Genomic DNA, 24,039 nt, shown 5'->3' with positions numbered 1-24,039 from the left:
ACCCGCATGTCGCAGACAACCCCTTCCCCTTCGAGCACCGCACCCGACGCGGCGGCGCCCTCCTCGCGCCGCTGGTGGACGCTCGTCACCGTCGCCCTCGCGCAGCTGATGGTCGTGCTCGACTCGACCGTCGTGAACATCGCCCTCCCCTCCGCGCAGGCCGACCTCGGCTTCTCGAACGCCGACCGCCAGTGGATCGTGACCGCCTATTCGCTGGCCTTCGGCAGCCTCCTGCTCTTCGGCGGCCGGCTCTCCGACCTCATCGGGCGCAAACGCGCCTTCATCATCGGCCTCATCGGCTTCGCCGGCGCCTCCGCGCTGGGCGGCGCGGCCGGCACGTTCGGCATGCTGGTCGGCGCCCGCGCACTGCAGGGGGCGTTCGGCGCGCTCCTCGCCCCGACGGCGCTCGCCGTGCTGACCACCACCTTCACCATCCCGAAGGAGCGGGCGCGGGCGTTCGGCATCTTCGGCGCGATCGCGGGCGCCGGCGGCGCCGTCGGCCTCCTGCTCGGCGGAGTGCTCACCGAGCAGTTCGACTGGCGCTGGAACCTGTACATCAACGTCGTCATCGCCATCGTCGCCGTGATCGGCGCGACCATCTTCGTCACCTCGATCCACCGCACCGGCCCGCGCCCGAAGCTCGACGTCCCCGGAACGATCCTCGTCTCCGGCGCGCTGTTCTCGCTCGTCTACGGGTTCTCGAACGCCGAGTCGGACGGCTGGGACTCGCCGCTGTCCTGGGGCTTCCTGACCGCCGCCGGGGTGCTACTGATCGCCTTCGTGCTCTGGCAGCGCCGGGCGACGCACCCGCTGCTGCCGCTGTCGATCGTCGTGAACCGCAACCGCGGAGCGTCGTACAGCGCCATCCTCATCGCCGGGGCCGGGATGTTCGGCATCTTCCTCTTCGTGACGTACTACCTCCAGGCCACCCTGAAGTTCACGCCCATCCAGACCGGCCTCGCCTTCCTGCCGATGATCGTGATGCTCGTCACGGCGGCACAGCTCTCGACGAACATCTTCGTGCCGCGGTTCGGCCCGAAGATCATGGTGCCGATCGGCACGACGATCGCCGCCACCGGCATGGTCTACCTGACCCACCTCGGCGTGACCGCGAACTACGCCGCCGACCTGCTGCCGCCCCTGATGATCCTGGGCGTCGGGATGGGCTCGATCATGCCCGCCGCGATCCAGACCGCGACCCTCGGCGTCGACCGGCGCTTCGCGGGTGTCGCCTCGGCGATGGTGAACACGAGCCAGCAGGTGGGCGGCTCGATCGGCACGGCGCTCCTGAACACGCTCGCCGCCACCGCGGCCACGGACTACGTCGCCGCGCACCTCCCGCCGTCCGCGTCGGTCGCGGCCGAGGCCGCCGTGCACAGCTACGCGACCGCGTACTGGTGGGGTGCCGGGTTCTTCGCCTTCGGCGCCGTGCTCACCGCGTTCCTGTACCGCCGCCGCAGCGCCCTCGCGCAGCAGCCGACGGCCGTCACGGGCGCCGGGCCGTCCCCGGCCGACGCTCCCGAGCCCGTCGTCGCCCACTGATCCAGCTGGCAGGACACGCCGTCCCCGTCTCGGTGGGGACGGCGTGTCGCGTCAACCAGGTCGGTCAGGCGGTGGGAGCCGGCTCCGACTCGGCGTCGCGGAGGGCGTCTTCGACCGCCTTCGCGACCCGGGCGTCCTCGCGGGCTGCGCGGGCACTCCGCCGGCGGCGCAGCACGAGCACGGCGGCCACGACCGCGGCCGCGACGACCAGCACGAGCACCAGTAGCGCCCACGGAACGGCGAGCGCGCCGACCTCCGCCGCGACGCCGTCGACACCCGGGGTGGACCCGGCGACGGCCGGGAGGGTCGGGCTGAGTGCCGCCTTCGCCGTCAGCCAGAAGGCCGGAACCACGCCGTCGACGGGCACCCGGACCGTCCACGACTCGCCGGGGAGCAGCTCCGGCACCGGCGCGACCTTCGCCGTGTCGATCGGGAACCAGCCGAACGGACCGGCCAGGGTGACCGTCTGCCCGGCCGCGAGCCGCACGTTGCCGGTGTTGTGGACGGTGTACGAGACCGTCGCCGAGCCCGTGCCGAACGGGTTCGCCGTGCCGGTGTAGTCGACGTGCATCTTCTCGACCGCGACCGCAGGGGCGAGCGCGCCGTCGACGCGCACGTGCATCCGGATGCCCAGCCGGCGGTCGACGCTGATGCCGTCCTCCTGGGCCGGATGCGGGAGGGAGGTGAGCAGGCCGCCGGCGTAGTCGCCGGGGGTGGCGTCGGCCGGCACCTTCACCGTGAACGGCACCTCGACGGAGGCACCGGGAGCGATGGTGACCCGCCCCTCCTGCACCGCTGTCCACGCACCGACGGCGACGGACGTCGTGTCCGGGGTCACGAGGTCGAGCTGCCCGCTGGAGGTCGTGAAGCCGTCGGCGGCGTACACGTCGAGGTCGATCGGGGTGGCGGCGTGGTTGCTGACCACGAGGGCGTCGGAGACCTGCGTGCCGGGCGCGATCCGGTAGGCGAAGTTCTGGCGGTCCGCGCCGTTGTCGTTGGCGGCGGTGCGCACACCCCAGGTGACGTCGCCGTCGGCGGCGGAGGCGGGTGCGGACGCCCCGCCGACCGCGGCGACCGCGGCGACGAGGAGGGCCGGCAGCAGGCCGGCGAGGAACCGCGCGCGACCGGGCGCGGTGCGGGGGGATCGAGAGTTCATGACCGTCCTGGGTGAGGTGGGAGCCGAGGGGACCCGGGGCGGCCGCTGACGCGCGCCCGCCCCGGGCGGTGAATCGGTGGAGCAGCGGTGCGACGACTAGCTGAGCGCGGTGAGCGTCAGGGTCGCCTGGTAGGTGCCGTCGGTGACGTCGATCGGGATGTTGAGGTCCAGAGCGGCGCCCAGTTTGGCCGAGCCCTTGGCGTGGCCGCCCGCGGCGGAGCCGAGGGTCGACGACGTCGAGAGGCCGTTGCCGCCGGCGAAGCCGGACTGCACGCGGTCGCCCGCCTTGGCGTCGCCGCCCGCCTCGGTGACAGACGGCGTCCAGCCGAGGTACTTGCCCGAGAAGGTCTTGGCGCCGGAGGCGAAGTCGCCCACCTGCGCCGAGATCGACCACTGCGGGCCGGCGGTGCGGGTGTCGGTCACGCGGATCGGGTTGATCGAGCCGACCGCCGCGTAGTGGTCGCCCGCCTCGACGGCCTGGCCGAGGTTGACGAGGCCGTTCGTGCCGTCGACGTTCCAGACGAACTCGCCGGGAGCCGCCTGCGGGACGGTGACCTGCAGCTGCTGCGAATCGGTGTCGGGCTTCGCCGCGCGGGTCAGCGTGACCTGGTCGACGATGCTGTTCACCGGCTTGTCGGTGCCGTTGGCCTGACTGCGGAGGGTCTTCACCGTGATGGCGCTGCTGGTGATGTCGATCGCGCTGTAGTTGCGGACCTTCTCCTGGTTCTGCACCGACAGCCACCAGAAGCCCTTGTTCTGCAGGTCGTAGTACTTCGACCCGGACGCGGAGTTGGCCGTCACGTAGAGCACGCCGCCGGGGCCGGCGACGACCTGGTCGGCGCCCGCCTGCTCGTTCGCGTTCGCCTTCTCACCGTTGTGGATGAGGTAGCTGCGCGCGTAGCTGTGGTCGTGACCCTGCAGGACGAGGTCGATGCCGAGGTCCGAGATGGCGGTGGGCAGCACGTTGCGGCGGTCGAGCACGTCGCTGTCGGTCGCGTGCGGGCCGGGCGAGTAGATCGAGTGGTGGAAGGCGAGCACCTTCCACTTCGCCTTCGCGCCCTGCTCGGCGACGACCTTCTTCATCCAGGCGATGTGGGAGGCGTCGCGGCTGTTCGAGTTGATGTCGAGGAACAGCGTGTCCTTGTAGATGAACCAGTAGTCACCGCCCGAGCCGGTGCCCGTGTTCGCGCCGGCCGTGCGGTCGACGTTCGGGGTGTTGAAGTGCTGCTCGTACGCCTTGGAGCCCACGTCGTGGTTTCCGTTGGTGGCGACGAACGGGATCTGGCGCAGCTTGTCCGAGGCCAGGAACGCCTCGTACTGCGTCTCGTTGTTCGCCGTCTCGACCTGGTCGCCGGCCGAGAAGAGCAGTTCGGCGTTCGGGTAGGCGGAGGTGGCGACGTTGAGCGTGTCGACCCAGCCGGCCGAGTCGTTCGGGACGTTGCCGGACGAGCCGATCTGCGGGTCGCCGAAGAACAGGAAGTTGAAGTCGCCGCTGAACTTCTGGGTGCGGAACGTGTACGTCGCCGACCAGTCGCCCTCGGTGCCGACGCGGTACACGTAGGAGGTGTTCTCCTTGAGCCCGGTCACGGTGGCGAAGCGGTTGTACTCGTTGCTGGTGGTGAGGCCGCCCGTCGCCGGGATGCTCTTCACGACCTGCGGGAACGCACCGCCGACGACGTCGGACGCGTAGCCGACCTGGACGACCTGGGCCACGTCGGCCGCGGAGTACCAGGAGAAGTTGCGCTGCGATTCGTTGGAGCCCACACCCAGGACGATGTCCGTCTGGTTGGTGGAGGCGGCGAAAGCGGCGGGGGCGGCGAGCGCGCCGCCTCCGAGCATCACGCCGACGCAGACCGCTGCGGCGGCGAGGCGTGTGGTGGTGCGGTGACCGGGCTTGGCAGCCCGTCTGGTGTCGTCACTCGACATGGAGTCCGATGCCTTTCTCAGTGAGATGTCCGCGGATGCGCGGACGCGGATCCCACCGTCCTGGCGGCCTGTGAATTGTGAGTGAATTCACAGGGTTCAAGCGGTGGACGCCCGAAGAAGGTCACCCCCATTCGAGGCCCAGGACCCGCCCCACGAACCAGAACAACGCGACAGCGGTGACGACGGCGGCCACCACGATCCCCACCCAGAGACCGACCCGCGGCGCGCGCCGGCGCAGCAGGACGAGCAGCGGGAACACCACGGCGATGATCCCCAGCTGCACCGCCTCGATCCCGACGTTGAAGATCAGCAGCGACCAGAGCAGTGTCCAGGACCAGGGCTCGTCGATGCCGAGCGCGCTGGCGAAACCGAGGCCGTGCACGAGCCCGAACAGGAACACCACTCCCAGGCGCAGCCAGTCGGCACGGTCCAGCCCGAGCGGCCCGGACGGGGTCGGGCGCACGTCGAGTGCGAGCTCGGCCGGCGACATCGTCACCCGGCGCCGCACCGACCAGAGATACCAGGCGGCGACGACCGCGATCGACAGCGCGATCACCGGCTCGACCACCGCGGCGGGGACGGTGACGAAGCCGAGCGCGGCGAGCAGGAACGTGATCGAGTGGGCGACGGTGAAGGTCGTCGCCGCGAGCACGACGTCCCGCAGCCTCCGCGAGCCGACGATCAGCGCCAGCAGGAAGAGGATGTGGTCGATGCCGCCCAGCAGGTGCTCGGCCCCGAGCAGGAAGAACTCCCCGAACCGCTCGCCCCCGGTCTGCTCGGTCGAGAACGACGGATGGGCGGCGTCGAGCGCCGCGCTGCCGTCGCGACCGTCGAGGTCGTACGTCACGATCGTCTTGGTGTCTCTGACGTAGTCCTCGGAGTCGGGGAAGAGCCCGCTGCGGAGCTCGTGGCCCGCGGCGTGGCCGGCGTCCGCGCAGGCGTGGTCCAGCACGAGGGTCGCGTACGGCACCGAATCGCGCTCGTGCACCGTGATGTCGCCGACCCGGGAGGGGGTGCACGCCGTGCCGCCCGAGCTGACCGAGAACCGGTCGGTGACGTAGGCGACCACGGTGTCGGCGTGCTCGTTCATCGCCGTGGCCTCCTCCCCGGTCTGGAAGAGGTCCATCCCCTGGTCGAACAGGCCCTGGTCCTTCTGCTTCTCGGCCGCGGAGACGACCAGGAGGTCGTACTCGAGGTCGAGCGTGGTGCGCACCGTGCCCGCCGTCGTCGCCGTGGCGTCGACGTAGACGACGGACGAGAAGCCGTGCGCCCCGGCGGCGCCGGCCGGGAGCAGCACCCCCGCGACGGCGGCGGCGAGCGCGGCGGAGCCGACGAGGCGGGCGGTCGCTCGGCCTCGCCGTCCGGCCGCGCGGGCAGGCGTCGGGTGAGGGGAGGAGGTGCTCAGGGGACGGCGGCGACGTCGGCGGAGGAGGCTGTGGATCACCTCGTCAACGTGTCCGAGACGGGTGAACACGACGCGGCCGGGACGGGAACGGCATGGAACGCGATCGACGCGGCGCGATTCGGGAGGACCGACTGTTTCCCGCCCGTTCACCTGCGCGGCGGTCCGGAGTCATCGCGGCGCCCCGCGGGTCCGGGAGCGTCGAGAGGTGCTGTCGACCCGATCCCTCGCCCTGCTCGTCTCCGCCGTGAGCGTCGCGGCCGGGCTGGCCCTCACGGGCTGCGCCGCCCCGGCGCCGACCCCCGTCTCGACCGACGGCACGGCCCTCCACCCTCTCGGTGCCGGATTCCTCGGCAGCGTCACCACGCCGACCCCGGAGGCGACGATCGACCCGGCGCCCGGGTCCTGGGACGGCGTGGAGCCGCCGGCCGGCTACCGGGTCGTCCTGATCACCGCGGGCGACGACGCAGCGACCACCACCCTCGCGAGCGGGGTGACCCGCTGGGCCGGCCAACGTGCGGTGTCGTTGACGACGCTGGCCGCGACCGGCGACGACGACGTGCAGGCTCAGCTCCTGCGCGCCATCGAGAAGGCGCCCGATCTGATCGTCGGCGCCGGCGCGGGCGTGGTCGACGTGTTCTCGCTGATCACCGCTCAGAGCCTCCACCAGCAGTTCCTGGTGATCGGCGCCGAGCTGCCCGAGCCGACCGGCAACGCCACCTCGGTGGTGTGGGCCGGCGCGAGCTTCCGCGGCACCGGCATCAGCAGCGACGACGACAGCGTCCCCGCCGCCGTCACCCCGGCGCGCGCGAGCGACGCGGTCTCAGCAGGCGTGGCGAGCGTGCTCCACGGGTTGACGGGGATCGTCCTGCACCTCGGGTGAGGTCAGTCGTCCGGTCGTCCGGGCGTCGGGGCGGCGAGCGTCGCGGTCGCCCGGGACGCGGTGGCCGGGACTGCCGATGCCGGGACTGCGGATGCCGGCGACGCTACGGCGTGGCATCGCCGGGTCGGATGGCGTCGTCGCGTCCGAGGAACGGGCGCGGCCAGGCGCCGAGCGCCAGCACGGCCAGCACGGTCTGCGCGAGGCCGGCGACGAAGTAGATGCCGTGGAGCGGCGACCAGACGAGCATGACCGCGATCTCGACGAAGATCCAGATCATCATGATCAGGCCCGCGGCCGCGTGCAGGCCCCATGCCAGGCGCGCCCGGGTGTATTGGGCGACCAGGGCCAGCGCTTGGACGCCGCCGACGACCACCCCGAGGATGACGCCCGGCCAGACGTACGAGGTGAAGACCGTGCCCTCGATCCACTCGAGCGGGATGCCCATCCCGCCGCCCACCGTGAGACCGACCATCCCGACGAGCGCGGACGCCAGGTTGAACCAGGCGACGACGGCGAGCGTGATGCGGAGCGGGCGCGGGACGCGTGCGGGCTGCATGACCCGAGGGTAGCGAACCCGCGCGGCGGCACGGAACACCGGGGCCCGGTTCACCGCGCACTCCCTCCGACTCCGTATGCTGGCCACCGTGACCCTCCCGCCGCTTCCCGCCTTCGTCGCGGGCCACGCCATCCGAACCACGAACGCCGCCGAGGCCGACGGGACCGGGCTGATCCCCGCCCTGTGGCAGCGTGCGGTGGCCGACGCCGCCCTCCTCGATCTCGCCGGGCGCAGCGACGACGCCCTCTACGCGGTCCTGTCCGACTATGAATCCGACCAGGACGGTGCCTACTCGCAGATCGTCGGCATCGGGATCGACGCCCCGCGCGAGGCTCCCGCCGGCCTGGCGATCGTGCGCCTCGGCGACGAGCCGCGGGTCGCCTTCGAAGCGGCCGGCGTGATGCCGCAGTCGCTCATCGCCGCGTGGGGCAGCGTCTGGGAGCAGTCCGCCGAGGGAACCCTCGACCGCACGTTCACCGTGGACGTGGAGGTGCATCGCGCCGACGGCACGGCGACGGTGCTCGTCGCGGGGAGCCGTCCGGCAGCATCCTGACGGCGGGGCGTTTGCTACGCTGACTCCACACACGTGACACGGGGTGCCCGCCAGGGCTGAGATCACACCCGTCGAACCTGATCTAGTTCGGACTAGCGAAGGGATGTCGCGCCATGCCGCGCACCATTGTCGATCCTCCACGCCTGCACACGGCCGTCCGCGCCGACGCTCCGCTCGTGCAGTGCCTCACCAATGCGGTGGTGTCCAACGTCACCGCCAACGTCCTGCTCGCCCTCGGCGCCGCCCCGGCCATGGTCGACATCCCGGTCGAGGCCGGCGAGTTCGCCCGCATCGCCGGTGCGGTGCTCGTCAACCTCGGGACCCCGCGCGAGGAGCAGCGCGTCGCGATGCGCGAGGCGGCGTCGGCCGCGTCCGATGCCGGCGTGCCGTGGGTGCTCGATCCGGTCGCGGTCGGAGGTCTGAGCGTGCGCACCGCGCTCGCGCACGAGCTGGTCGCGCTGCGGCCGTCGGTGATCCGCGGCAATGCGAGCGAGATCCGCGCGTTGGCGGGCGCGGGCGCGGGTGGCCGAGGTGTGGACGCGGTCGACGACGTCGAGTCCGCCGCGGACGCCGCCTCCGCCCTTGCAACGCGCATCGGCGGTGTCGTCGCGGTCTCGGGCGCCGTCGACCTCGTCACCGACGGTGTCGAGACGATCCGCGTAGCGGGCGGCGACGCGCTGCTGACCCGCGTGACCGGTGGAGGCTGCGCTCTGGGGGCCGTCATCGCCGCCTTCGTCGCCGCCGGCCGCGGCGTCGCGGCGTCCGATCTGAGCGCGGTGGCCGCCGCGCACGCGGTGTACTCGTCCGCCGCGGAGCGCGCGGCGGCGCGAGCGCAGGGGCCGGGCGGGTTCGCGGTCGCCTTCGTGGACGCGCTGGGCGAGCCGACCGAGCCGACCGCGCCGGAACGCCCGGGCGGCTCGGTGCGGGCGGAGGAGGCCGCGCGATGACTCTCGATCTCTCCGTCTACCTCGTGACCGACGCCGAGGCCTGCCGCAGCGCGGGACGCTCGGTGGTCGAGACGGTCGCCGCCGCGGTCGCCGGAGGTGCGACCGCCGTCCAGCTGCGCGAGAAGGACTCCTCCGCCCGAGCGTTCCTGCGACTGGTCACCGCGGTCTCCGCCGTGCTGCCCGAGGGCGTCGCCCTGTTCGTCAACGACCGCGTGGACGTCTATGCGGCCGCCCGTTCCCGCGGGGTCCGGGTCACCGGCGTCCACGTGGGCCAGTCCGATCTGCCCGTCTCGACCGTCCGCGCGATCGCCGGGCCCGATGCCGTGATCGGATTGAGCGCGTCCACGCCGGCGCAGCTGAAGGCCGCCGCGGCCGATCCCGCCGGCGTCGCCTACGTCGGCATCGGCGCCCTGCATCCGACGGCCACCAAGCGGGACGCTCCTGACCCGCTCGGGCATGAGCGCTTCGCCGCTCTGTGCGCGGCGAGCCCGCTCCCCGCCGTCGCGATCGGCGGCGTGACGGCTGCCGACCTGCCCGCGCTGCGCGCGGCCGGAGCCGCCGGGGCCGCGATCGTCTCCGCCGTGTGCGCCGATCCGGACCCGCGCGCCGCCGCCGCCGAGCTCGCCGCCGGCTGGGCGGCGGCCGCGCCGTCCCGCAGGCGCTCCGGGTCCGCGGCGCGACGCGTCCCGTTCTCCCCCGTCCCGCCGCGTGTGCTCTCGATCGCGGGCACCGACCCGACCGGAGGCGCGGGCATCCAGGCCGACCTCAAGTCGATCGCCGCGAACGGCGGGTACGGCATGGCCGTCGTGACCGCTCTGGTCGCGCAGAACACTCGCGGGGTGCGCTCGGTGCACGTGACTCCCGCGTCGTTCCTGCGCGAGCAGCTCGATGCGGTGTCCGACGACGTCGCGATCGATGCGGTCAAGATCGGCATGCTGGCGACCGCCGAACTCGCCGGCGTCGTCGAGGAGTGGGTCCGTCTGGTCCGGCCGCCGCTGGTGGTGCTCGACCCGGTCATGGTCGCGACCAGCGGGGACCGGCTGCTGGAGCAGGACGCCGTCGACGCCGTGCGCCGGCTCGCCCACCACGTCGACCTGATCACCCCCAACCTGCCCGAGCTGGCCATTCTCGCCGGGTCGCCGCTCGCAGCCGACTGGCCGGATGCCCTGGCGCAGGCCGAGCGGGTGTCTCGGGAGCTGGACGTGCGCGTCCTCGCCACGGGCGGCCACCTGGCCGGCCTCGAAGCGGTGGACGCACTCGTCGACGCGCGCGCAACGGCTCCCGGAACCGCTGCCGACGACGGCCATCGCGCGGTGCTGGTGCGCGAGTTCCGGTCCGCTCGGGTCGAGACGGCGAACACCCACGGCACCGGCTGCTCCCTCTCCTCCGCCCTCGCCACCCGCCTCGCGGGCACACCCGACGACGGCGTACCCGGTCGCCGCGAGGCCGGATCGTGGGCCGAGCCGATCACCGACGCCAAGGCGTGGCTGACCGAGAGTCTGCTCGCTGCGGACCGCCTGCAGGTGGGAGAGGGTGCCGGGCCGATCCATCACCTCTCGGGGCTCTGGCGGCGGGCCGCCGCGGGCGGACCGGCAGGACCGGAGGATCCGCTCGATGCCCGCTGGTGGGAGGGGATCGCCGACGTCCGCGAGCGCATCCACGGATCGCCGTTCGTCCGGGGGCTGCTGGAGGGCGACCTCGGGCGCCCGGCGTACCGCTGGTACCTCGGACAGGACGCCCTGTACCTGGCGGGCTACGCCGAACTGCTCGACCGCGCGTCGGCGTCCGCCCCCACTCCGGAGGAGTCCGCGTTCTGGGCCGCCTCCGCACGGGCGTGCCGCGACGAGGAGCTGCGACTGCACCGCGACGAGTTGGGCGACGAGGTGCACACCCTCGCCCCGGTCACCGCCGCCTACCTCGGACATCTGCGGGCCTCCGCCGCCCACGCCGACCACGCCGTGCTGATCGCCGCGGTCCTGCCGTGCTTCTGGATCTACGCCGACGTCGGGGCGCGCGGAGCGGGGGCGGCCGAGGACCACCCGTACCGCGAGTGGCTGCAGGCGTACTCCGCAGATAACTTCCACGAGAGCACCCGGAACGCGATCGGCTACGTGACGGCGGCGTCGGCCGCCGCCGGCCCCGCCACGCGTGCGCGCGCCTGGGACGCCTTCCGTGCCTCCGCCGAGCTCGAAGACGCGTTCTTCCGCGCGCCGATGGGCGAGGCCGGGTAGTCGCTCCTCAGGAGCCGTCGAGTCCGAGCGTCGCGCCGTCGAGGCCGGCGAGTCGCACCGGGTCGGCGAGCACGTCGAGGGCCACGATGCGGTCGTCCGCGTCGAGCTCGAACGCCAGCAGGGAGACGACCCGGCCGTGCAGTACGGCGGCGACACCGGGCCGGCCCCCGATGAGCACCGGGACCGAGTGCGTCGCGAGGTGCGCGGCTGTGCGCGCCGACGCCGCGATCTCGTCGCGGCCGGTCAGCCGCACGGTCGACGACCCGTAGTCGGCGTCCAGCACGGCGGCACCGTCCAGGAGGGCCACCAGGCTCGAGAGGTCGCCCTCCTGGACGGCGCGCAGCCACGCGTCCACGACGGCGCGCCCGCGGGAGCCGTCGGCTCGGGAGGACGGCTCGGACGCCTGCACCCGGCGTCGCGCCCGGGAGACCAGCTGGCGGGTCGCGGCCGGGGAGCGCCCGACGATCGCTGCGATCTCGTCGAAGGGGTGCCCGAACACGTCGTGCAGCAGGAAGGCGAGGCGCTCCGTCGGCGCCAGGAGGTCGAGGACGGTGATCAGGGCCACCGCGACCCGCTCGTTGCCGGCCGCCACCGCCGCCGGATCGGCGGCCGCCGAGGGCAGGTCCTCCCACGCCTCCACCGCCCAGCGGTCCGTCTTCACGACCCGGGCGGAGCGCAGCACGTCGAGGCTGAGCCGGGAGACCACCGTCGTCAGCCAGGCGTCCAGGTTCTCGATCCCGTCGGTGTCGGCGAGGGCGAGCTTCAGCCACGCGTCCTGGAGCACATCGTCGGCCTCGGCCGGCGACCCCAGCAGGCGGATCGCGACGGCACGCAGACGCGGGCGCCGCCGCTCGAATGCCGCGGCCAGGGCGTCGGGTTCGATCGGCATCGTCACATTCTCCTTCGCTCGTCCGTCCTCTGGATAGACGGGGCATCCGGCCCCGATGTGACAAGGAGCGATCATGACCAGCACCATCCTCGTGACCGGAGGCACCGGGAACCTCGGCCGTCACGTCCTCCCGCTGCTCGCGGCGCACGATCTGCGCATCCGGGTGCTGACCCGGCACGGCCGTCCGACGGCCGACGGCGTCGAGTACGTCGTCGGCGACACCGTCGCGGGTGCCGGTGTGGCGGCGGCCGTCGACGGCGCCGATGTGGTCCTGCACCTCGCCGGCGGACCCACCGGAGACGACGTGGCCACCCGGCACGTGGCCGAGGCCGCACGCGCCGCCGGGGTCGGCCACATCGTGCTCATCTCGGTGATCGGAGCCGACGCGATGCCGATCGGCTACTTCCGCCGCAAGGCGGAATCGGAACGCGTCCTCGCCGCCTCCGGTGTGCCGTGGACGGTGCTGCGGGCGGCTCAGTTCCACGAGTTCGCGCACACCATGGTCGGCGGTCTGGCCCGCCTGCCGGTCGTCCCGGTGCTGAAGGATGTGCGACTGGAACCGGTCGCGGTGCAGGACGTCGCCGCACGTCTCGCAGAGCTGGCGGTCGCGCCGCCGCAGGGTCGGGTCGCCGACCTGGCCGGCCCCGACGTGTGCACGGTGGAGGAGCTCATCGACACCCTCCCCGGCCGCCACCACCCGCACCTGCGCTTCGCACTACCCGGTGCGATGGGCCGCGCCTACCGCAGTGAGGCGAATCTCGCCGGAGCAGGCGCCGACCGCGGGACGGGCACCTGGAGCGCGTACCTGGCCGCGGTGGTCTGACCGCTCGCCGCCATACGGAATCATCCGGGCGCCGACGCGCGTCCTCAGGCGACGGCCGCCGGCACCATCGCGTGCATCACCTGCTCGACGACGAGGAACGCGCCGATCGCGATCATCGCGAATCCGGACACGCGGGTGACGATGCGCGCCGCGACCGGGCGGGCGGACAGCACCCGCGTGGCGGCGGCGCCGACGGCGAAGTACACGACGGCGCAATTGACGACGTGGAACCCGCCGAGCACCGCGATCTGCGCCCCGATCGGCCAGGGCCCGGCCACCGAGGTGAACTGCGGGAGCACCGCCAGCGTCAGCAGCAGCAGCTTCGGGTTCAGTCCGCTGACGCCGAAACCGCGCACGATCCACCGCCACGCGCCTCCCTCGTCCGCGCCCTCCGCAGCACGCGGCGCGGTCGCACGCCGCAGCACTCCCCAGCCCAGCCAGAGCAGGTAGAAGGCCCCGGCCAGCGTCAGACCGGTCAGTGCCACCGGGAACCGCGAGATCACGGCCCCCACCCCTGCCGCGACGATCGCGATGACGACGATGTGCCCGAGCAGGAGTCCGCTGACGGCCGGGACGACGCGGCGCCGCAGACCGCCCGAGATCGCATACGCCCAATCCGCTCCGGGGGTGACGATGAAGAGCAGCGAGACGCCCCAGAACGCGACGATCGCGGATCCCGGCATGAGCACTCCTTCCCTCGGACTACGGCTTCGAGGGAAGATTAGAAGGAAACGGGCAGAACATGGTCCCGGAAATACTTCCGATACCCCGGGTCAGTGGAAGGAATCTCGTGATCGACGCGATCGACTGGAAAATTCTTGCCGAACTCCAGCAGGACGGCCGGCTCAGCATCACGGATCTCGCCGAGCGGGTCACCCTCAGCACCTCTCCAGCGCATCGCCGCCTGCGCGCACTGGAGAGCGCCGGCGTCATCTCCGGCTACCACGCGGAGGTCGACCTCGGGCTGCTGGGGTTCGGGTTCGAGAGCCTGCTCTTCGTGACCATGCGGGTGACCGACAAGCCGACGATCGAAGCGTTCGAGGAGGCCGTGAAGGCGGTACCGGAAGTGCTGCAGGCGCAGCGCCTGTTCGGCGATCCCGACTACCTGCTGCGTGTCGTCTGCCGGGACCTCACCGCGTTCCAGGAACTGTACGACGAGACCATCTCGAACATCCCCGGCGTCGGCCGTCTCGAGACGACCCTCGTGATGAAGAACGTCGTCTCCGGCCGGTCGCTGCCGCTGCGCCCGTCCGGCGAACGGAACCGTCCGTCCGGTCGGTGACGGCAGGGCCGATCCAGGCGGGTCACCCGCCGATCGCACCCTCCGGCAGCTCCACCGACGGACGCAGAAGAACGACGTGCATCGCCTCGGCCGCGTCGCGGGCGTGGGACGGTTCATTGGCGGAGATGGCTCTCTTGAGCGCGTCGGTGGCTTCGGTCATGGCGGTGAGCTGCGCCGTCGGGACGGCGCGCACGATCGCATCGATCGGGGCCTGGAAGTAGAGCCCATCCAGGTCGCTGGTCATTCCCCTGCGGTAGACAGGGTTGTCGGTGTGCGCGAGGGCCTCGCGAAAGAGGGCCATGAAGGTGTTTCGCACAGCTGTGTGCGCTCGCGCATCGATGGCCGCGATGAGGTCGTCGCAGAACCGGCCTAGCTCTCTGCGCGCGCGGGGTGAGAGCTTCGGGACGGAGAGAAGGACGGCGCCGCCGTTCAGAATCGCCAAGGCGCGGAGCGACGGCTCGAGGCTGCTCGCCGTGCGTGCGGCAACGCGGGTGTAGCGATTCGGCCAGGTATCGATGAGGCCGACTCGAGCGAGGTCGTTGATGGCCGCCCGGAGCGGAGTGCGGGAGACCTCGAGCCACTCGGTGAGTTCGGAGTCATGAAGCGTCTCTCCGGGTTGGAACGTACCGTCCAGGATGGCGTCCCGGATCTGCTCGCGCACGATGTCCTTGAGAAGGGGCCGTTCGACGGCGAACCTGCGCAGTGCGCGGGACGTCTCCATGGATTCCTCCGTCGATCTGTGCGTGTTGGGGGTGGTGAAGATGGCCGCACTCGCGGTGGTGCGGGTGCGGCCATCGGGTGGAGCCTGCCCATTCCTACAAGGCGCTCCGTGCCGGCGAGTGACCGCTCACTCGTCGGCGGTGCGGGTGCCGGAAGAACTGAACGGCGCCCGCGGGTGTGTGAAGTGTGTGTGGGGGGTGGGCGGACGCACCGTGGTGTGTCCGCCCACCGGGTTACCCGTCAGGGTCGGTGGTGCTGGTGGTGCTGGTGGTGCTGGTTACTGCTGGGTGGCGACCCGGCGGCGGCGGAGGCCGGCGTAGGCGCCCACGGCGGCCAGGAGGATCATGCCGAACCCGCCGGCGAGGGCGGGGTCCATGACCGGGATACCGGCGTCGTCGGTGACGACGACGATCGGTCCGAGGTCGATGGTGACCTGCTCTTCACCGGGGGCGATGTAGGTCAGCTTCAGGCTGTTGTCGCCCTCTTCCAGACCGGTGATCGGGGTGGACCAGTTGCCTTCGCTGTCGACGACGGCGTCGCCGACGGCGTTGCCGTCCTTGTCCGTGATGACGACGGTGGTGCCGGGCTCGCCCGTGCCGGTGAACACGGTCCCGTTCGGGATGTTGTTCGTCTCTTCCAGGTTCGGGGTCAGGACCTGAAACTTCGTGGTCAGGTCGGTCATCTCGTAGGAACCGTTGGCGAGCTCCTCGGTCTTGTTGTCCTTCCCAGTGATCTCGATCACCAGGTCGATGTTCCCGTTGTCCGGAGCCGGGGACAGGGTCGTGGACCACTTTCCGTCGTTACCGACGGTGGTCTCACCCAGGACGTTGCCGTCCTTGTCCTTGACCTTCACCGTGTCACCGATGTTGCCGGTGCCGGAGAACTCCGTGTCCGGGGTGATCTTCGAACCGGGCTCCGGGCTGGTCAGAGCCCGCGCCTCGTTCGAACCGGTCATCGTGACGGTGACGTCCGCAACCTTCAGGTCACCGATGGTGACGGTCAGGTCGAGGGGGCCGTTGTTCGGGGCCGGGTCCAGGGTGGTGGACCACTTGCCGTCTTCACCGATGGTGGTGGTGCCGAGAACGTTGCCGGCCTTGTCGGTGAGGGTGACGGTCTCACCCTTGGCACCGGTACCGGTGTAGGCGGTGTCCGGGGTGACGTTACCGCTGGTCGGGCCGGTGTAGGAGCTGGGCTCCTCCGAACCGGTCATCGTGTAGCTGCCGGTGGCGAGCTGGTCGGTGACGTTGTCGGCGCCGGTGATGGTGATGACCAGATCGGTCGCGCCGTTGACCGGTGCCGGGTTCAGCGTGGTCGACCACTGGCCGTCCGCGCCGACCGTGGCGGTGCCGAGAACGGTCCCCGCGCTATCGGTAATGGTGACGACGTCGCCGTCCCTGCCGGTACCAGTGAAGGCGGTGTCCGGGGTGATGTCGGTGCCGGCGGCCGGGCCGGCGAAGGCGCGTGCCTCGTCGGAGCCGGTCATCTCGTAGTTGTTCTCGGCGAAGACGTCGGTCTTGCCGTCGGAGTCGGTGAACTCGATCACGAGGTCGATGGAGCCGTTCGCGGGTGCCGGGGACAGGGTGGTCGACCAGGTGCCGTCCGCGCCGATCGTCGCCGAACCGAGGATGGTGCCGTCCTTGTCCTTGATCGTGACCTTCTCGCCCTCGGCGCCCGTTCCGGAGAACACGGTGTCAGGAGTGATCGTCGCGCGGTCCGCGGGGGTGGCCAAGCTGCGAGTGTAATCGGCAACAGCCGCTCCGAAGGTCACCTCCTGATTGCCAGCGGTGATCGTCAGCTCCGCAGAACCGGCCGGTACCGTCACAACGGCTGTCCACGAACCATCCGCAGCAATGGTGGTCTCGGCGACCACGGCACCACCGGCGTCTGTGATCTGAACCGTCTCACCAGGGAGTCCGGTGCCCTCGAAGACCGTGCCGGAGGCATCCATCGTGGTGCCCGCCGTCGGGGAGGACAGCGTCAGGGCGACCGCCTCGACGGAGACACTCGTGCTTCGGGTGCCTGCAGTGAAGACCAACGCGTGCGTCCCCTCGGCCAGGTCCGTCGTGATGCTCCACGCACCCGTGCCGTCGATCAGGACCGGAGAACCGATCCGAGAGCCGTCACCGTCTGTCAGCGTGATCGTCTCGCCGGGCTGACCTGTCCCGGCGAAGACGACACCCTTCGTGCTCACCTTCGACCCGTCCGCCGGGGCCGTGACGACCAGGAAGGCCGAGTCATCGATCACCATCACCGTGACGGTCGTCGACTTGGTCGCGGTGCTGAAGGTGAGAGTCGCAGGTCCCTCGGGCAGCACGGTGTCGAATGTCCAGTCGCCGTTGTCGTCGCTGGTCGTCGAACCGATCTCTCGCCCGGATTCGTCCGTCACCGCGACGGTCGCGTTCGCCGTGGCGGTGCCCGTGTAGGTGACACCCGAGGTTCCCACCACGTCGCTCGGGGCCGGCGAGGTCACGAGCACGTCCCGTTCGACCGGAAGCTCCATGAGGCCGCCGATGTCCCACTGTGCGAGATTTGCCGGTGTGACCTGCAGCGCAAGCCCAGTTGACGTCCCCATGTCGATGGGGTGGGTGATGTACGACGTCGAGTACCTCTTGTTGCCAAAGGTGTCGTAGCTGTCCGACACCCTGTTGGCTGTGAAGTCTTGCGCCAGCGATCCGTTGCAGACCGCCCATGACACGCTCGTCGCCCCGTTGGCCTGGAGACATTTCCCGGTGTTCTCCAGGATGAATGGCCCGGTCGTGCCGGCGGCCGGGCGCGAGAAGGTGGCCTTGGTCGTTGCGGAGTCCCACCAGTCCAAGGCGGCCGACGGACTGGACGGCGCGACCTTGTAGTTGGCCGCGACCGGCTGGTTGAAGACGTAGGCGCCGCCGTTTGTGATCAGGGGGCCGACCAGCCGGTCACCTTGCATCGCGGTCGCCGCCGACGCGGGTGCCGCGGCGGTGAACGCGCCCGCGCTCAGCGCCGCAATGGCCCCGGCCGCGGCGAGGCCGCGTCCGAGCTTTCTGGACTTCTTCACTTTCTTGCCTTTCATCGGGAGTGCCGGTTGTTCCGGCTGAGGGCGCCGCAGGGACTGCGGCAGGGGCTTCTACGCCGTCCGGCTCCGTCGGGCGGAGCGGGCGGCGAAGAAGAAGAGGGTGACAACACCTGCGGTGACGACGACGAGCGCCGCGACGCCGAAGGGATTCTCGAGACGGTGCACGCCCGGCTGGGCGTTCGAACCCATCACGAGGGCGGACAGCACCAGACGGAGTTGGCCGGTGATCGCCAGCGCGACCACGCCGATGGCTGTGATCGCCAGGCCGTGCGACCACGACAGCCGACCGGTCAGGAGCAGCGTGCCGCCGATGAGAGCGACCGCACCCGCGAAGAACGCGGACCCGGACAGAATCGTCGCCTGCGCCGCGAACCAGCCGTGACCCACCGTGAACCCGATCACCGGATCCGACCCGAGTGTCGCGAACATCGCATCCGTCGCGAACGAATGCCGAACGACGAAGGTCGCCAACTGCGCTTCCTGAACACGGACAGAGTGTTCGGAGAGGACGAACGCCAAGCCGGCCGCGACCATGACGACCCCGACTACCCAGCGCAGCACGTCCGACCGACCCGCCACACGTCGACGGCGTGGTCGCGAGTGGGGCGCGGAATCGTCCGAGGCCGGTCGAGGTCCGGTGAGCATGGTGGTCATGTGGGTCTACTTTCGGGTTCGGACAGCTGTGGGCGGGCTCCGACCAGGCGCTGAGCGCTCGCGGATGACATGCCTCACGGGGGTGAGCGGAGGGGGCGGCGACACCGGGGGCACACGCTCGGCACGTTCGCCGCAGTGGACTCCCCTGGGGCCGGCGAGGGCGATCCTGCCGGAGTTGCGGATACAGAGATCACGCTAGGCGGGTGTTCATGTCCGCTCGGCGCCGCGGAAAAAGATCAGGTACTCCTATCGATCCCGCCTGCGGAACTGATCGCTGTGCTTCAGTAATCTGGCTGCGTTGCCTACGCAGTCGATGAAGCACTACCCGATGTGCTAACACACCTTCGCCCGTGAGAATCAGCAGGTTTTTCAGCGGTCATAGCCAGATGCCACCCATATCACACAGTGGAACTTGGTTAAGTAGTTCACCTAGGTGCTTCAAGTGAGGTAGGTGACCGGAATGCCACATTCCTGCCGAGGCTGTCAGACGTCGGGGATCCACCCGAGGAAGGCATCCTCGACGGCCGCACGCGCGGCGGCGGTGTCGCGCATGGACAGGGCCCGCCCAAGCGCCTCGATTGAATCCTCGAGTCGCCGCAGGCCGGGTTCACCGCCCATTGCACGCAGGACCGATTCAGCCTGAGCGATGAACAGGAGACCGCCGAGGCTGCTCTGGACCCGCTCCCGATAGAGGTCATTGGCGCAATTCGCCAGCAGGTCGTCGAACAGGGGAATGAAGCTTCGTCGGATGTCGGCCACATCGCCGCTCGCTAGCGCATCCAACACGTCGGCACAACGTTCCACGGATTGCTTCACGACCCGATCCGGCAGCGTGGGCACGGTGAAGCGCATCGCCCCCGCATACAGTGCTCCCAACGCATGAGTAGCACTGATCACGGCGGCTTGAGAGGGAACCGCGACTCTGGTGTACCGATTCGGCCACGTCTCGATGAGCCCTTCCTGGGCGAGTTCGTGGATCGCCGCTCGGATCGGGTTGCGCGATGCCCCGAGCCAGCGGGCCAATTCGTCGTCGCTGAGCACTTCGCCGTGCCGGAGCGTGCGGTCGAGGATCGCATCGCGGAGTTGGTCGTGCACCATGTCCTTCAGGAGAACACGCCTGGGCCTCAGCGGCTCGGCATCGGTCGGGACGGGCACGGCTCCTCCTGGTGGTGAGCGTCGATAGTCCAGGCCCGCCGCGATGGATCAGAGAACTGCTGCCGCAAGCAGGTGAGAGCATTCAAACACGACGACGCGCAGCGCCCGAAGGGGTGATTCGCGCATACCTCTCGCGCCGACCGGGCACGGAGACCGTCTAGCCCGCGCCGAGCACGCGCTCCACCCGTGCCCGCACCCGGGGATCGACCGGACGCTCGTACTCGTCGACGGCCGACAACAGGGTGGTGTAGAGGGAGTCTCCACTGGCGGTCACCGTCGCGACCGTCACGCAGGTGACCAGTCCGAATCCCGGGACGAGCAGGGTGCGTATGGTTCGTGGGCCCTCCATGACCGGAGCCTAGGCGACGGGGTTGGATCCTTTCAACGCGTTCGATGAACTCCGCGCGAACGGGATGGAACCGCGCGATTCGGACCGCGTCGAGCCGCTGCGCCCGTCCGGCGAACGGCTCAGGCGTGCGGCCGGTGACCGAGCAGCTGCTGCAGGAGGAGCGGGGCGGCGTCGGCCGTGACGGCGGTGACGACGTCGACGGTGCCCGGGCGGCTCTCGTCGGCGCGGGTCTGCCCGCGGGTCGGTCCATCGGACACATCGACGGCGAGGGCGGTCGTGCGCACGGTGCTCGGGATGCTGTCGCCGGTGGCGATCATCGACGCGAGCGGGTCGTGGAGAGCCGCGCGACGCTCCCCCGTCACCGTGGCGTAGAAGTCGATGTAGCGGTCGAGCATCGCGGCCAGCGCCGAGTGGTACGCCGTGCCCGCCGCTGCCAGTGCGCGCTGCGCCTCCTGATCGAAGCCGTGCTGCAGGGTCACGTCGAGGGGGACGAGCGTGACGCGCCAGTCGGCCGCGAAGACCACCGCGGCGGCCTCCGCGTCGTTGTGGATGTTCGCCTCGGCGGCGGCGGTGATGTTGCCGGGAACCCAGACCGCCCCTCCCATCACGGTGAGGCTCTTGACCAGGCGCGGCAGCTCGGGCTCGAGCTCCAGCGCCCGCGCGAGGTTGGTGAGCGGACCGATGGCGAGCACGTCGACCTGGCCGGGCCGTTCGCGCGCCGATGCGACCAGGAGCTCCGGTCCGGAGAGGGAGTCGGCCCCTGACGCGCTCACCGGGAGCACGACATCGCCGACACCGTTGCCGCCGTGCACGTGCACCGCACCGCCGCGGAACTCCCCGGCACGCGGGTGGTGCTCGCCCACCGCCACCGGGATGTCGTCGACGCCGGCCAGCGCGAGCAGCCCGAGGGTGTTCTCCGCGGCCTGCGCGGCGCTGGTGTTGCCGCTGACCGTGCTCACGCCGACGAGTCGCACGTGCGGGCGGGACAGCAGGTGGGCGATGGTCAGCGCGTCATCGATGCCGGTGTCGCAGTCGAGGTGGAGGTACTGGGTCTGGGGCACGGCTGACACTCTAGCGGCGCCTAGCGCCGCTGCTGCATCCGGACCCGGGCCAGGTAGTGGAGCAGCGCGAACGACGGGTCCGCTCCGCCGGCGACGTCGTGCCGCGCCTTCTCCGCCGCAGCGAGCACCTCGTCGCGGGCGGCCCCCGGTGCGACCCGGGCGCTGTGCGCGACCGCGCCGGCGTCCCCGCGCAGATCGGGGACGGCCGTCCCGTCGCGATCCGGGCGACCGCCGAGGACGATCCGCTCCAGCGTCCCGCGCACGGTCGCGAGCTCTCCGTCGACGCTGTCGGCGCCCTGTCCGAGCAGCCGGGCCGTGGCCTCCGACGATCCGGCGAGGGCGAACAGGCGCTTGGTCTCCGCCTGCAGCTCCTCGGTGGAGGACCGGTCGGTGCCGTGCGGGCGCGGGCGCGGAGCGGGGACGGTGAACCGGCGGACGAGCACCCGATCGAGCAGTTCCAGTCCGCCGGCCACATCGGCGACCTTCGGCGGGAGGAGCGAACCGTCGCGCTGGGCGGTGTCGTGGATCCGGCGCAGACGCGTCCGCAGCTCGGCGCCGCGACCGCGACTGGAGGCGAGCCGCCTCTGCGCCGCCTCGACCGCGTCGTGGCCGACCATCGCGCGGTGCCGGGCCACCTGGTAGTCGGCATCCGCGTCCGCGTGGACGATCACGCCGACGAGACCGGCGGCGAGCAGCAGGGAGAGCACGCCGGCGAGTGCGACGGCACCCCACCCTCCGATCCGGCGCAGTGCACGATTCGATGCCACGACGGAGACCCCCTTCTGACCGAGTGCGCGTACAGAAGCTATCCCATCCGAGCCGGTGTTAACGGAGCGTCAAGGAAATTCCCGGCCTGTGTCGCCGACCGTCGGGTCCGCGCATCGCCGACCGCTATCGCGAGACGCCGTTCCTTCCGGCGCGCTTGGCCCGATACATCGCCGCGTCGGCCTCCTCGATGGCCTGTTTCGCCGTGTGCGCGCTCTGGAGCTCGACGAACCCGCACGAACCGGAGACCCGCACGCGACCGTGCTCGGTGTCGATGGGCCGATCGATCCGGTCGACGAACCGACGGGCGAGGCGATCGCTGTCGTCGCTGGTGATCTGCGCGCTGAAGACGACGAACTCGTCCCCCGCCAGCCGCGCCACCAGGTCGGCATCACGGCAGGCCGCGATCAGGCGCTCGGCCACGACCCGGAGCACATGGTCGCCGGTCTCGTGCCCGCGGGTGTCTTTGATCTGCTTGAAGCCGTCCAAGTCGATGAAGAAGACGGAACCGCTCTCCCCAGCCGCGAGCGCGGCCTCCATGCGGGCGATCAGCGAGCGCCGGTTGTGCAGTCCGGTGAGGGAGTCGATCAGCGCGAGCTGCGCGAGGCGCGCCTCCCCACGTCGGTCCAGGGCGGCCCCGATCTCCCGCGCCAGCTCCCCGGCCTCCGCCGCGGTGCCGCCCCAGTCGAGGGAGGTCCCCTCCACGCTCTGCTGCCACTCCGAGAACGAACGGCGCGGGGACAGCGGTGTGTCCCGGTTGCTCGCGCTCTGGTCGCCGAGCCAGCGGATGACCCGGGTCGCCTCCACCCGGAAGAGGACGAGGACGCCGTGGCCGGCCAACGGGACGACCAGCAGTCCCGCGAACCCGGTCACGAGGTCCGCCAGCCCGGGGTGGGTGCGGGCGACTTCGCTGGTCACGAGGGGGTCGGTCCCGATCGCGCTCAGCAGCCGGGCACGGTCGGTGTGCGGCACGTGTCCGATGCTGCGGCTGGCACCTTCGATGGAGAGGATGGCGCCATCCGCCTCCGCGAGAGACAGGAGCGCCTCCTCCTGAGCGACGAGGCTGAGAAGCGGGTCGGTCGCGGACGGGAGGTCTGCCGTCAGCGCGGTGCGCCGGGTCTGCAGGGAGAGCTCGCGACGGAGTGTCGCGATCGACTCCAGCGCGAGCAGCTGAAGGGTCGCATGCGCGGCGAGGACTTCGATCGCCTTCCGCAGCAGCAGCGGCATCCGCTTCGGCGTGCGGTGGGCGCAGGTGATCATGCCGATCAGGCGTCCGTCGTGGATCAGCGAGAACGAGACGGTCGATGCCTGCCCCATGTTCCTCATGAACTGGAGATGATGCGGGGACACGGCGCGCAGCTCGGCCTGGCTGAGATCCAGAGGCGGCCCATCGGGGTCGAGCGCGAGCAGCGCCGATCCCGCGTCCTCGGTACTGACGATCGCCCGCGAGAGCTTGGTCAGATAGAGCGCGCGGGCCTGCTCCGGGATGTCGGACGCCGGGAACCGCAGACCCTGGTACGACTCCATGTCCGGCTCGGCCGACTCCCCGGCCACCTCACCGTGGCCGTCCTCGAAGAACCGGTACGTCATCACCCGGTCGAAGCCGGTCATCCGCTTCACCTCGGCCGCGATCGCGAGGTACAGCCCGTCCGTGCTGCGGATCGTCCCCAGGTGCCTGATCGCAGCGGCGACCGTCGACGCCGGCTGGCTCGTCGAATCGGTGAGGGGCTCGAGCTCGAGCACGATCCGGTCACCGACGGCGTGTGTCACGGCGTCGTACGAGTCACCGTCGAGCTCCACCCGCACCGGGTCGCCCCGCAGCGTAGAGGTCGTCGTCCACGCGATCGTCGGATTCTTCAGGTCCGTGATCCGGAGCCCCAACCACTGCCGGGCGTTCTCGCTCGCGACGACGATCTGCTGCGACGACGGGTCCACCACGAGCAACATCCCGTGGGACTGGATGCGACCTGGCGTGCGGATGGGCTCCTGCACGCACTCCCGCAACCTCCGGAGTTCCTCCGACAGAGCCGCATCCTCGACAACCACCCGGCAAGCCTACGTGAGACCGCGGACGTCCTCCGCGCGCGTCGGAG

21 protein-coding genes and 1 riboswitch are annotated in these 24,039 nt (G+C 71.1%); of the genes, 7 read left to right on the top strand and 14 right to left on the bottom strand.

Annotation, left to right across the window (positions count from 1 at the left end):
- The first annotated feature begins 6 nt into the window (after positions 1-6).
- Positions 7-1,542 (top strand): MFS transporter, encoded by a 1,536-nt coding sequence (locus tag U870_RS0106035; protein WP_025156515.1) that lies wholly within the window; start codon positions 7-9, stop codon positions 1,540-1,542.
- A gap of 64 nt (positions 1,543-1,606) precedes the next feature.
- Here U870_RS0106035 and U870_RS0106030 read toward each other — a convergent pair whose 3' ends face one another.
- The 3 genes from U870_RS0106030 to U870_RS0106020 form a co-directional block, all read right to left on the bottom strand.
- The gene (locus U870_RS0106030; protein ID WP_025156514.1) at positions 1,607-2,698 is read right to left on the bottom strand and encodes a WxL protein peptidoglycan domain-containing protein; all 1,092 of its coding nucleotides are present in this window, start codon (positions 2,696-2,698) and stop codon (positions 1,607-1,609) included.
- 96 nt (positions 2,699-2,794) lie between these two features.
- Positions 2,795-4,624, bottom strand: a complete 1,830-nt coding sequence (locus U870_RS0106025) for a fibronectin type III domain-containing protein (RefSeq protein ID WP_025156513.1) — start codon at positions 4,622-4,624, stop codon at positions 2,795-2,797.
- 121 nt (positions 4,625-4,745) lie between these two features.
- Positions 4,746-6,068, bottom strand: coding sequence for a HupE/UreJ family protein (locus tag U870_RS0106020; protein ID WP_240183638.1), 1,323 nt, complete (start codon positions 6,066-6,068; stop codon positions 4,746-4,748).
- A gap of 166 nt (positions 6,069-6,234) precedes the next feature.
- Here U870_RS0106020 and U870_RS0106015 point away from each other — a divergent pair, with 166 nt between their 5' ends.
- The gene (locus U870_RS0106015; RefSeq protein WP_025156511.1) at positions 6,235-6,909 is read left to right on the top strand and encodes a hypothetical protein; all 675 of its coding nucleotides are present in this window, start codon (positions 6,235-6,237) and stop codon (positions 6,907-6,909) included.
- Between the two features lie 103 nt (positions 6,910-7,012).
- Here the strand turns inward: U870_RS0106015 and U870_RS0106010 are convergent, their stop codons facing one another.
- Positions 7,013-7,465, bottom strand: a complete 453-nt coding sequence (locus U870_RS0106010) for a hypothetical protein (protein WP_205288737.1) — start codon at positions 7,463-7,465, stop codon at positions 7,013-7,015.
- Between the two features lie 88 nt (positions 7,466-7,553).
- On the opposite strand from U870_RS0106010, the gene U870_RS0106005 reads away from it, so the two are divergent.
- The 3 genes from U870_RS0106005 to U870_RS22380 all read left to right on the top strand — a co-directional run bounded on the left by U870_RS0106005 (position 7,554) and on the right by U870_RS22380 (position 11,196).
- Positions 7,554-8,018 (top strand): GyrI-like domain-containing protein, encoded by a 465-nt coding sequence (locus U870_RS0106005; RefSeq protein ID WP_029947260.1) that lies wholly within the window; start codon positions 7,554-7,556, stop codon positions 8,016-8,018.
- 29 nt (positions 8,019-8,047) lie between these two features.
- Positions 8,048-8,139: riboswitch (TPP riboswitch) on the top strand.
- Positions 8,132-8,965 carry a hydroxyethylthiazole kinase gene (gene thiM / locus U870_RS0106000; RefSeq protein ID WP_025156508.1) on the top strand — a complete coding sequence of 278 codons (834 nt, stop codon included), beginning with the start codon at positions 8,132-8,134 and terminating at the stop codon, positions 8,963-8,965. It overlaps the preceding riboswitch by 8 nt.
- Positions 8,962-11,196 carry a bifunctional hydroxymethylpyrimidine kinase/phosphomethylpyrimidine kinase gene (locus U870_RS22380; protein ID WP_025156507.1) on the top strand — a complete coding sequence of 745 codons (2,235 nt, stop codon included), beginning with the start codon at positions 8,962-8,964 and terminating at the stop codon, positions 11,194-11,196. Before thiM ends, U870_RS22380 begins: the two co-directional genes overlap by 4 nt.
- Positions 11,197-11,203: 7 nt before the next feature.
- On the opposite strand, the gene U870_RS0105990 is transcribed toward U870_RS22380, so the two are convergent.
- Positions 11,204-12,085 carry a sigma-70 family RNA polymerase sigma factor gene (locus U870_RS0105990; RefSeq protein ID WP_025156506.1) on the bottom strand — a complete coding sequence of 294 codons (882 nt, stop codon included), beginning with the start codon at positions 12,083-12,085 and terminating at the stop codon, positions 11,204-11,206.
- Positions 12,086-12,158: 73 nt separating this feature from the next.
- Here U870_RS0105990 and U870_RS0105985 point away from each other — a divergent pair, with 73 nt between their 5' ends.
- Entirely contained in the window at positions 12,159-12,908 is a 750-nt protein-coding gene (locus tag U870_RS0105985) for an SDR family oxidoreductase (RefSeq protein WP_025156505.1), read from the top strand.
- A 44-nt stretch (positions 12,909-12,952) separates the two neighbouring features.
- On the opposite strand, the gene U870_RS0105980 is transcribed toward U870_RS0105985, so the two are convergent.
- The gene (locus tag U870_RS0105980) at positions 12,953-13,591 is read right to left on the bottom strand and encodes a LysE family translocator (protein WP_025156504.1); all 639 of its coding nucleotides are present in this window, start codon (positions 13,589-13,591) and stop codon (positions 12,953-12,955) included.
- Positions 13,592-13,698: 107 nt separating this feature from the next.
- Between U870_RS0105980 and U870_RS0105975 the strand changes: the two genes are divergently transcribed.
- Positions 13,699-14,190: an Lrp/AsnC family transcriptional regulator gene (locus U870_RS0105975; RefSeq protein ID WP_430623517.1), complete on the top strand. Its 492-nt coding sequence runs from the start codon at positions 13,699-13,701 to the stop codon at positions 14,188-14,190.
- Between the two features lie 22 nt (positions 14,191-14,212).
- Here the strand turns inward: U870_RS0105975 and U870_RS23040 are convergent, their stop codons facing one another.
- From U870_RS23040 to U870_RS0105935, 8 genes are all read right to left on the bottom strand, one after another.
- A complete protein-coding gene (locus U870_RS23040; RefSeq protein WP_025156502.1) occupies positions 14,213-14,911 on the bottom strand; it encodes a GntR family transcriptional regulator in 699 nt (232 codons plus the stop codon).
- A 276-nt stretch (positions 14,912-15,187) separates the two neighbouring features.
- Positions 15,188-17,944, bottom strand: a complete 2,757-nt coding sequence (locus U870_RS0105965; protein ID WP_162819096.1) for an Ig-like domain-containing protein — start codon at positions 17,942-17,944, stop codon at positions 15,188-15,190.
- 69 nt (positions 17,945-18,013) lie between these two features.
- Positions 18,014-18,433, bottom strand: a complete 420-nt coding sequence (locus U870_RS0105960; protein ID WP_205288736.1) for a hypothetical protein — start codon at positions 18,431-18,433, stop codon at positions 18,014-18,016.
- A 666-nt stretch (positions 18,434-19,099) separates the two neighbouring features.
- Positions 19,100-19,771, bottom strand: a complete 672-nt coding sequence (locus U870_RS0105955; RefSeq protein ID WP_025156499.1) for a GntR family transcriptional regulator — start codon at positions 19,769-19,771, stop codon at positions 19,100-19,102.
- A 157-nt stretch (positions 19,772-19,928) separates the two neighbouring features.
- Positions 19,929-20,120 carry a hypothetical protein gene (locus tag U870_RS0105950; protein ID WP_025156498.1) on the bottom strand — a complete coding sequence of 64 codons (192 nt, stop codon included), beginning with the start codon at positions 20,118-20,120 and terminating at the stop codon, positions 19,929-19,931.
- 119 nt (positions 20,121-20,239) lie between these two features.
- Positions 20,240-21,181 (bottom strand): nucleoside hydrolase, encoded by a 942-nt coding sequence (locus tag U870_RS0105945; RefSeq protein ID WP_025156497.1) that lies wholly within the window; start codon positions 21,179-21,181, stop codon positions 20,240-20,242.
- A gap of 20 nt (positions 21,182-21,201) precedes the next feature.
- Entirely contained in the window at positions 21,202-21,948 is a 747-nt protein-coding gene (locus U870_RS0105940) for a hypothetical protein (protein WP_025156496.1), read from the bottom strand.
- Positions 21,949-22,072: 124 nt separating this feature from the next.
- Positions 22,073-23,992, bottom strand: coding sequence for a sensor domain-containing diguanylate cyclase (locus U870_RS0105935; RefSeq protein ID WP_240183637.1), 1,920 nt, complete (start codon positions 23,990-23,992; stop codon positions 22,073-22,075).
- Between the last annotated feature and the right edge of the window lie 47 nt (positions 23,993-24,039).

The sequence above is a fragment of the Leifsonia aquatica H1aii genome (genome assembly GCF_000633535.1).
Classification (GTDB): domain Bacteria; phylum Actinomycetota; class Actinomycetes; order Actinomycetales; family Microbacteriaceae; genus Leifsonia; species Leifsonia aquatica_A.
The sequence above is the reverse complement of the archived record's forward strand: the minus strand, read 5'-3'. Positions and strand labels throughout refer to the sequence as shown.

Excerpts from the sequence above, each read along its gene's own strand:
- U870_RS0106035 (WP_025156515.1), top strand. The coding sequence starts at position 7 with ATGTCGCAGACAACCCCTTCCCCTTCGAGCACCGCACCCGACGCGGCG.
- U870_RS0106030 (WP_025156514.1), bottom strand. The coding sequence starts at position 2,698 with ATGAACTCTCGATCCCCCCGCACCGCGCCCGGTCGCGCGCGGTTCCTC.
- U870_RS0106025 (WP_025156513.1), bottom strand. The coding sequence starts at position 4,624 with ATGTCGAGTGACGACACCAGACGGGCTGCCAAGCCCGGTCACCGCACC.
- U870_RS0106010 (WP_205288737.1), bottom strand. The coding sequence starts at position 7,465 with ATGCAGCCCGCACGCGTCCCGCGCCCGCTCCGCATCACGCTCGCCGTC.
- thiM (WP_025156508.1), top strand. The coding sequence starts at position 8,132 with ATGCCGCGCACCATTGTCGATCCTCCACGCCTGCACACGGCCGTCCGC.
- U870_RS22380 (WP_025156507.1), top strand. The coding sequence starts at position 8,962 with ATGACTCTCGATCTCTCCGTCTACCTCGTGACCGACGCCGAGGCCTGC.
- U870_RS0105990 (WP_025156506.1), bottom strand. The coding sequence starts at position 12,085 with ATGCCGATCGAACCCGACGCCCTGGCCGCGGCATTCGAGCGGCGGCGC.
- U870_RS0105985 (WP_025156505.1), top strand. The coding sequence starts at position 12,159 with ATGACCAGCACCATCCTCGTGACCGGAGGCACCGGGAACCTCGGCCGT.
- U870_RS0105980 (WP_025156504.1), bottom strand. The coding sequence starts at position 13,591 with ATGCCGGGATCCGCGATCGTCGCGTTCTGGGGCGTCTCGCTGCTCTTC.
- U870_RS23040 (WP_025156502.1), bottom strand. The coding sequence starts at position 14,911 with ATGGAGACGTCCCGCGCACTGCGCAGGTTCGCCGTCGAACGGCCCCTT.
- U870_RS0105950 (WP_025156498.1), bottom strand. The coding sequence starts at position 20,120 with ATGGAGGGCCCACGAACCATACGCACCCTGCTCGTCCCGGGATTCGGA.